This window comes from Aeromonas sp. 1HA1 (genome assembly GCF_029237385.1).
GTDB lineage: Bacteria > Pseudomonadota > Gammaproteobacteria > Enterobacterales > Aeromonadaceae > Aeromonas > Aeromonas popoffii.
Genome location: NZ_JAACGC010000060.1, coordinates 19,944 through 27,268 on the forward strand (window position 1 = coordinate 19,944; position 7,325 = coordinate 27,268).

General features: G+C 40.1%; 6 protein-coding genes and 1 pseudogene. All 7 read right to left on the bottom strand.

What is annotated here, in order from left to right:
- A complete protein-coding gene (locus GWQ22_RS16510; RefSeq protein ID WP_275930978.1) occupies nucleotides 1-1,272 on the bottom strand; it encodes a glycosyltransferase in 1,272 nt (423 codons plus the stop codon).
- A 10-nt stretch (nucleotides 1,273-1,282) separates the two neighbouring features.
- Entirely contained in the window at nucleotides 1,283-2,548 is a 1,266-nt protein-coding gene (locus GWQ22_RS16515; RefSeq protein WP_275930979.1) for an O-antigen translocase, read from the bottom strand.
- Entirely contained in the window at nucleotides 2,545-3,687 is a 1,143-nt protein-coding gene (gene rffA, locus GWQ22_RS16520) for a dTDP-4-amino-4,6-dideoxygalactose transaminase (RefSeq protein WP_275930980.1), read from the bottom strand. Before rffA ends, GWQ22_RS16515 begins: the two co-directional genes overlap by 4 nt.
- Nucleotides 3,671-4,246, bottom strand: coding sequence for a DapH/DapD/GlmU-related protein (locus tag GWQ22_RS16525; RefSeq protein ID WP_275930981.1), 576 nt, complete (start codon nucleotides 4,244-4,246; stop codon nucleotides 3,671-3,673). The genes rffA and GWQ22_RS16525 overlap by 17 nt, the downstream gene beginning before the upstream one ends.
- Before the next feature lie 3 nt (nucleotides 4,247-4,249).
- Nucleotides 4,250-5,116, bottom strand: coding sequence for a glucose-1-phosphate thymidylyltransferase RfbA (rfbA, locus tag GWQ22_RS16530; RefSeq protein ID WP_275930982.1), 867 nt, complete (start codon nucleotides 5,114-5,116; stop codon nucleotides 4,250-4,252).
- Entirely contained in the window at nucleotides 5,116-6,201 is a 1,086-nt protein-coding gene (rfbB, locus tag GWQ22_RS16535) for a dTDP-glucose 4,6-dehydratase (protein ID WP_275930983.1), read from the bottom strand. Before rfbB ends, rfbA begins: the two co-directional genes overlap by 1 nt.
- 784 nt (nucleotides 6,202-6,985) lie before the next feature.
- Nucleotides 6,986-7,197, bottom strand: a pseudogene (locus GWQ22_RS21895) (hypothetical protein); the annotation flags it as partial.
- Between the last annotated feature and the right edge of the window lie 128 nt (nucleotides 7,198-7,325).

A 7,325-nucleotide genomic window follows, 5' to 3' on the forward strand; every position in this document is an offset into this window, starting at 1 on the left:
TTAGCTTATTGTTCCTTGATCCCTTCTATTTGAAAAACTACGATCAATCTTGCACACATGGAAAAAAATACACAATAAAAAAGAGAATATTACACGCCACCTTATAAAAACGTTCATTTTTTCTGGTATTAATACCGGAAAAGAATACTCTCTTTTTTCTATGAGCTCATATGTTTTTGATATAGAAAAGTCAGCCGCTTTATCTTGGCAAAATTTGGAAACACGTTCCCAACTCTCACTATCATCTAATATTATCTGAATTTTATCTTGCATTTCGAACGTTGTTCTATTGATTTCAAATTCATTATATGAATAACCATTAATTTCATTGAGAAATCCGTAAGTTATTGCTTGCTTACTTGATTCAATACCAATCATCGCAGGTACTCCTAATGCAGCAGCTTCAACAAGCGCTGTACCACTGCCAACAAACATAAAGGCACCGTGCAATACAGTAGCAAACTCAGAATAAGGAATCCTACCATTAAAATTTACTTTATCTACTATACCAAGCTTCTCTACTATTTCTCGTAATTCTTTTTCATATGGTCCATCTCCATAAATTTCATAACTGAATTCAGGGTCTAACTTTATAAGACTTGGCATTATGGTAATAATATGTTGATTATATGTTTTAAAGTTATATAAGTTACCAATAGAAACGATTTGCCTTCCTGATGAGCTTCCGTAACAAACACCTTGCTGCAAAGGTAATTCAATACCGATGGGAACCAATGTTGCGGAACTATAATCTATATCGAAAAATATAGAATATGAGTTAATATTTGCTTCATTAAAAAAAACGACCCCATTAGAACTTATTTTTTTAAAAATTCTATGTACAAGCTTCGTAAAATACCAATTACTATTAAACATAAATTCATTTTGATGATAAATCCCAACAGAAATTCTAACCATCGAGCTTATTTTACCAACCACCTTGTTAATAAATAATAGCCCGAAGACACCCATCACATGAACTGAATTATTATGCTTTATGATAATTTTATTAACACTCTCTATATTTATTGGCAAAAAACCAATCAACGGGGTGTTAGACAATGCTCGTGATGCGGAAAACCTCATAAACTCTTCTAAGTAATAGACATCGGCATACTTACATATCTCATGATACAGCGGAAGTGGTGAGGCATTCTTTCCAGTCATCACCAATACGCCCATTCTTTTCCCTCGGCGATAACTCTCTCGACAATATCTTAATATAAATGTAGTTCCACCATTAAAATCTAGTGTGTTAGCAATAATTAACATATGATATCACTTATAGAAGTTTAATTTTCATTCTATAAAACAAATAGAATACAGCGATTGAAATAAAAAAGTACAAAAAATATGTAGCCGCATACCCCATCATGATTCCTTTCGCATTAGGAACATAATGTGACAACAAAAATGAAAAAATAATAAAAAAGATACTTTGTATTAATTCTGCAGATATGTACAAACGAGTAGCGGCTTTTGCCACACCAACAAATCCTACAACATAGGCACCTATTTTAAAAAAGTCACCAATAAGTTGAAAAATTATAATTTCAGAAAGTGAAATAAAATCCCTAGATAATAACAGTGAAATAAACTGCTCTCTAAATATATAGAAAACCATTGCCCCCAGGAGAAATAATATCATAATATAAAACATCACAGATATTGTTTTATGCAATATTACATTCCAATTATTCTCAGCTGAGATTAATGGCATAAACCAATATGACAATACAATTGAAAACAATCCAGTATATGCAGAAGAAATACGTGTAGCACCTTGCCAAATACCGACTTGATGATAATCACTTACAGTAGCTAAATGCTGTCTTATGATTATTTCAACGATGGGAAAAGCTATTGCACTAGTTATTAACATGATAGTAAATGAAAATAACTTTTTATGGTCACCATTAAGTGAAAATGAAATTGAAACATATTTTATATATCGACTTCGAAAACTATAAATAATTGCAGGTACGACAGGGATAAGAAGGCTTACTACAAACGAAACTATTGCCCCGCCGGTATTATAAGTGGATATAAGCCACCAACATATGGGTAGTGATATTACACAACTAAAAATTTGTATCTTTGCATATACGTTACTATATCCTAGGCCATTGCTAATACCAAATACGATGTTCGTATACGCAAAACCTATTTGTGCAATAGCCAAAAGAATGATGTAGCACGCATTTAATTCCGAACCAAAAATGAATAATGATATCGATTTAGAAAATACAATCAATACTAGTGCAGTAAATACTGATGTCACCAATGAGTAATTGGCCGCAGATGATATAAACCTTATCATCTTCTTTTTTTGATTTTTATACTCTGATACATACTTTATCAATCCATTTAATACTCCCCCACCAGCAAGCAGGCTTAATATGGTTAACAGGCTCATGAAATTACCAATTTTACCTAAGCCTTCAGGCCCAATATATAAAGCTGTTAATTTTAATATAAAAAAACCCATTAACATTTTAGACAAATGGGCACTAAAAATAAGTGCCGCCCTAATAATATTATTATTCAAGCCTTACACCTGATAAATGGCAATAATGTTTTAAGTACAGACTCAACTAATTCCGCATTCATTCCATACCATATTGGAAGACGCAGGAGACGCTCACTCTCTAATGTTGTGTATCGTTCCTTACCTGAAAAGACACCCACACTTTGCCCTGCAGGAGAGCTATGTAATGGTATATAATGGAATGCCGTTGCGATACCACTATTTGACATTGCTTGCATAACAAGTGTGCGCTGCTCAAGGTCTTTTAGTTTTATATAAAACATATGAGCATTATGTTCAATTCCACTTGGAATTACAGGAAGCTCAATAAAATTCACATACTCATCTTTCTTTAAGGCATTATAATAATGTTGCCATACCGACTTTCTTTTTATATTTATAAGTTCAGCAGATTCAAGTTGTCCATATAGATAGGCTGCTTGCAATTCAGAGGGTAAGTAACTACTGCCGATATCAACCCAAGTATATTTATCTACCATTCCGCGAAAGAAAAGACTTCTGTTAGTGCCTTTTTCTCTAATAATCTCAGCACGTCTAATGAGAGTGGAATTATTAATAATTAGTAATCCACCCTCGCCTCCACTTGTATAATTTTTTGTTTCATGAAAACTATAAGCTCCCAAGTGGCCAATAGTACCTAATGCCTTTCCTTTGTAAGTAGACATCATGCCTTGAGCAGCATCTTCCACCACAAAAAGCTTATATTTTTTAGCCAATTCCATAATTTTATCCATTTCACATGCAACCCCTGCATAATGAACTGGAACAATTGCTTTTGTCCTATTGGTGATAGCATCTTCAATTAGATTTTCATCAATATTCATGGTGTCAGGACGAATATCAACGAAGACTATCTTTGCGCCTCTCAATACAAACGCATTTGCCGTGCTAACAAATGTATAGCTTGGCATAATCACTTCGTCACCAGGTTGAATATCGATAAGTATCGCTGCCATCTCAAGAGCAGCAGTGCATGACGGTGTCATCAATGCCTTTTCACATGGTAAATTTTCTTCAAACCAAGATTGACATTTTTTCCCAAAAAAACCATCACCCGAAATTTTATTACTTTTTACTGCTTGCAAAACGTACTGCTCTTCATTACCTGTTAGTGGTGGTTTATTAAATGGAATAATCATTGTTAATTTCCTTTAAAAAATCTAACTCAAGTGTAGCAACATTTCTATCTCGTTCTCTCAAACGATAAGCTGGATTACCTATATATATTCCCCATGAAGCGGTGCTTTTCAATAAAAGGCTCATAGCACCGATAGCACATCCTTCTTCAATGGTGACGCCAGGGAAAACTACTGAATTTGTACCAATAACTACCTGTTTTTCTATCTTGACAGGCAAAAAAATTTCATTTTTATATTTCTTTGGAATTAGTGAATTGACCATGCTTAGACCAGAATAGTCATCACTTTGAGAAAAAATTTTCACTCCATAGGCAAGTGTACAGAAGTCGCCAAGATATACACCTGGCGTACCGCCAGCAATAAGACACATTGGAGTAATATGGCAAAACCTACCAATTTTCACATTCCCAGATAAAATACAAAAATCATCAATTCTAGAGTAATCATCTACTGTAATTTTTTCAGGGTTGTAAATACAGGCTTTATCACTAATCTTTACATTCTTACCAAGATATTTAAACCCAAGAGAATGCAACTCGTCTTCACTTAGATACGCCATAAATCAAGCTCTAGTTAACTCAATGAGATACTTTCCATAGCTGTTTTTTGCCATTTTTCTTCCAATGTTTATTACTTCATTCCTACTTAACCAACCATTGCGTAAGGAAATTTCCTCAAGACATGCAATTTTGAATCCCTGCCTTGCCTCTATTGTCGCAACAAAATTAGACGCCTCAAGAAGACTTTCATGAGTTCCACTATCAAGCCAAGCAAAGCCACGACCTAACAACTCAACATTGAGTTGATTTCGCTCAAGGTATATCTGGTTAATGCTTGTAATTTCGAGTTCACCTCGTTTTGAAGGTTTCACTTGTTTAGCGATATCAACTACCTGGTTATCATAAAAATAGAGTCCAGTTACTGCAAAGTGAGACTTGGGTTGAGCAGGTTTCTCTTCAATAGAAATTACACTTTGTTTTTCATCAAATTCAACAATACCGAAACGTTCTGGGTCCTGCACTTTATAACCAAATACAGTGGCACCTTCTGTTCTTTGCGCAGCTTGACACAGCATAGGTGAAAAACCCTGTCCCCAAAACAAGTTATCACCCAAAATGAGGCAAACAGACTCTTGGCCAATAAACTTTTCACCGATGATGAACGCCTGAGCCAGTCCATCGGGGCTTGGCTGTACCTCATATGTCAATGAAATACCAAACTGGCTACCATCGCCCAACAATCGCTGAAAGCTGGCCTTATCTTCCGGTGTGGTAATAATCAAAATTTCCCTGATACCGGCCAGCATCAATACTGATAGCGGGTAATAGATCATAGGCTTGTCATACACAGGCAGTAATTGTTTAGAAACCCCCATGGTAATGGGGTAAAGACGAGTGCCTGAACCGCCAGCCAAAATAATTCCTTTCATTATTTTTTCTCCCCATACTGCTGATCAATCCAGGATTGATAGGACCCGCTTTTCACGTTATGGACCCACTGTTGATTATCCAGATACCACTGCACAGTTTTGCGAATACCGGATTCGAAGGTCTCTTGCGGCTGCCAATCCAGCTCGGCACTCATTTTGCTGGCATCGATGGCATAGCGGCGATCGTGACCGGGACGATCTGCCACATAGGTGATTTGATCGCGGTAAGAGCCCGCTTTCGGCACCATCTCGTCGAGCAGGTCACACACGGTGTGCACCACGTCCAGGTTCTGCTTCTCGTTGTGACCGCCAATGTTGTAGGTCTCACCGATAACGCCACTGGTCACCACCTTATAGAGCGCGCGGGCGTGGTCTTCCACATAGAGCCAGTCACGGATCTGGTCGCCCTTGCCATAGACCGGCAGCGGCTTGCCATCCAGCGCATTGAGGATCACCAGCGGGATCAGCTTCTCAGGGAAGTGGTAAGGGCCGTAGTTGTTTGAGCAGTTGGTGACGATGGTCGGCAGGCCGTAAGTACGGCGCCAGGCGCGCACCAGATGGTCGCTGGAGGCCTTGGAGGCAGAATAGGGACTGCTGGGGGCGTAGGGGGTGGTTTCGGTGAAGAGCGGCAACGCCTCACCGGCAGCCACTTCATCCGGATGGGGCAGGTCGCCATACACCTCGTCGGTGGAGATATGATGAAAACGAAAGGCCGCCTTGCGAACCTCGTCCAACCCATTCCAGTAGGCACGAGCCGCTTCCAGCAACACATAGGTGCCGACGATATTGGTCTCTATGAAATCGGCAGGTCCGGTGATGGAGCGGTCAACATGGCTCTCCGCTGCCAGGTGCATGACTGCATCAGGTTGGTGCAGGGTAAACACCCGATCCAGCTCAGCACGATTGCAGATATCCACCTGTTCAAAGGCATAACGGCCACTGTTTGCTACACTGGCCAAGGATTCCAGATTGCCCGCATAAGTGAGCTTATCGAGGTTGATGACTGAGTCGTTGGTGTCTTGAATGATATGACGAACAACCGCCGAGCCGATAAAGCCAGCGCCACCAGTGACAAGGATTTTCATGGGTATACTCTTGAAAATGAATAGAAAAATTTAATTTTTTCGGCTAACGAAAAAGAATGGAGGAAAAATTGAGTGTACCTGACAGGCAGATATCTCACGCTAATCAGGAAGTGCCGATAAGCTACCGCCCCTGAGTTACAGCCCCCAGTTTGCTGCTTTTTACCAGATTGTGAGTGCTGTTGGCCATGATGCCCTCCAGCGTAGGATAAGTCTGCCACCGTCCCTGATGACAACGTCTCGATTTTAAAAAAATCCAGTCTGGCGGTCTTACCAGAAACAGCCGCGAGATAAAACCGTACAACAAGGACAAAGTCTGGATTCTAGCGCCTTTCCGGCCAGTTTGAACAGTCAAAACAACACAGTTCAAAGCGCCGGACCTGCTGACTGTTCATTAATCTATCAGAATGAAAGCGTGCAGGAGATTTCCCACTTAAACCTACAAACTGGATTCATAGGTTGCCCATTTTAGCCTTGACCCCATTAATACTGAAGTAAAAGTAATAGCAAACTGAACGTTAGCTCTAATTTGGGTCATGATATCGATCCACGCCTCGAGGTTTACGGCAAGTGTGCCATGGTGTTTACACTAACAACCGCCCCTCCTCCCCACACATTGACCTTGTTTGCCAACGTACCCATCCATTTAGCACCTGGCAGCAGCAACACCCGCACGACGCATTATGTCATCAAGGTTTCATATCTGTATGTTTTTGCTGAACGCAAACAGGGCGAACCCAATGGTTCGCCCTGTGGCTATACCATAACGCAAGCTGTGAGGTGATAGCTACTGCTCCATCGAGATCCTGTCGGGGGCTTGCCAACCACCACCGACGGCTTTGTAGAGTGCACGCGCACCTGCAGAGGCTGTTGGCAATCACAATGAGATCCAATCATACCCACAACCTCATTGAAAGCGGTCTGGATACTCTTCTCATAGCTGGCCACCGCCTGCCTGGTGCTCACCTTGGCCACGTCGAGGTCGGCAATGCGTTTGCCACAGGGCGAGAGCGTGAACATATTGTTAAAATTCACCCAATTTGTTGAGGCCAGCATTGAGTACCTTTTCCAGGTATTCACTGCTCATTCCTGCAATCTTTTGCTTCCGTCTGATGCTCGCTTTGCGT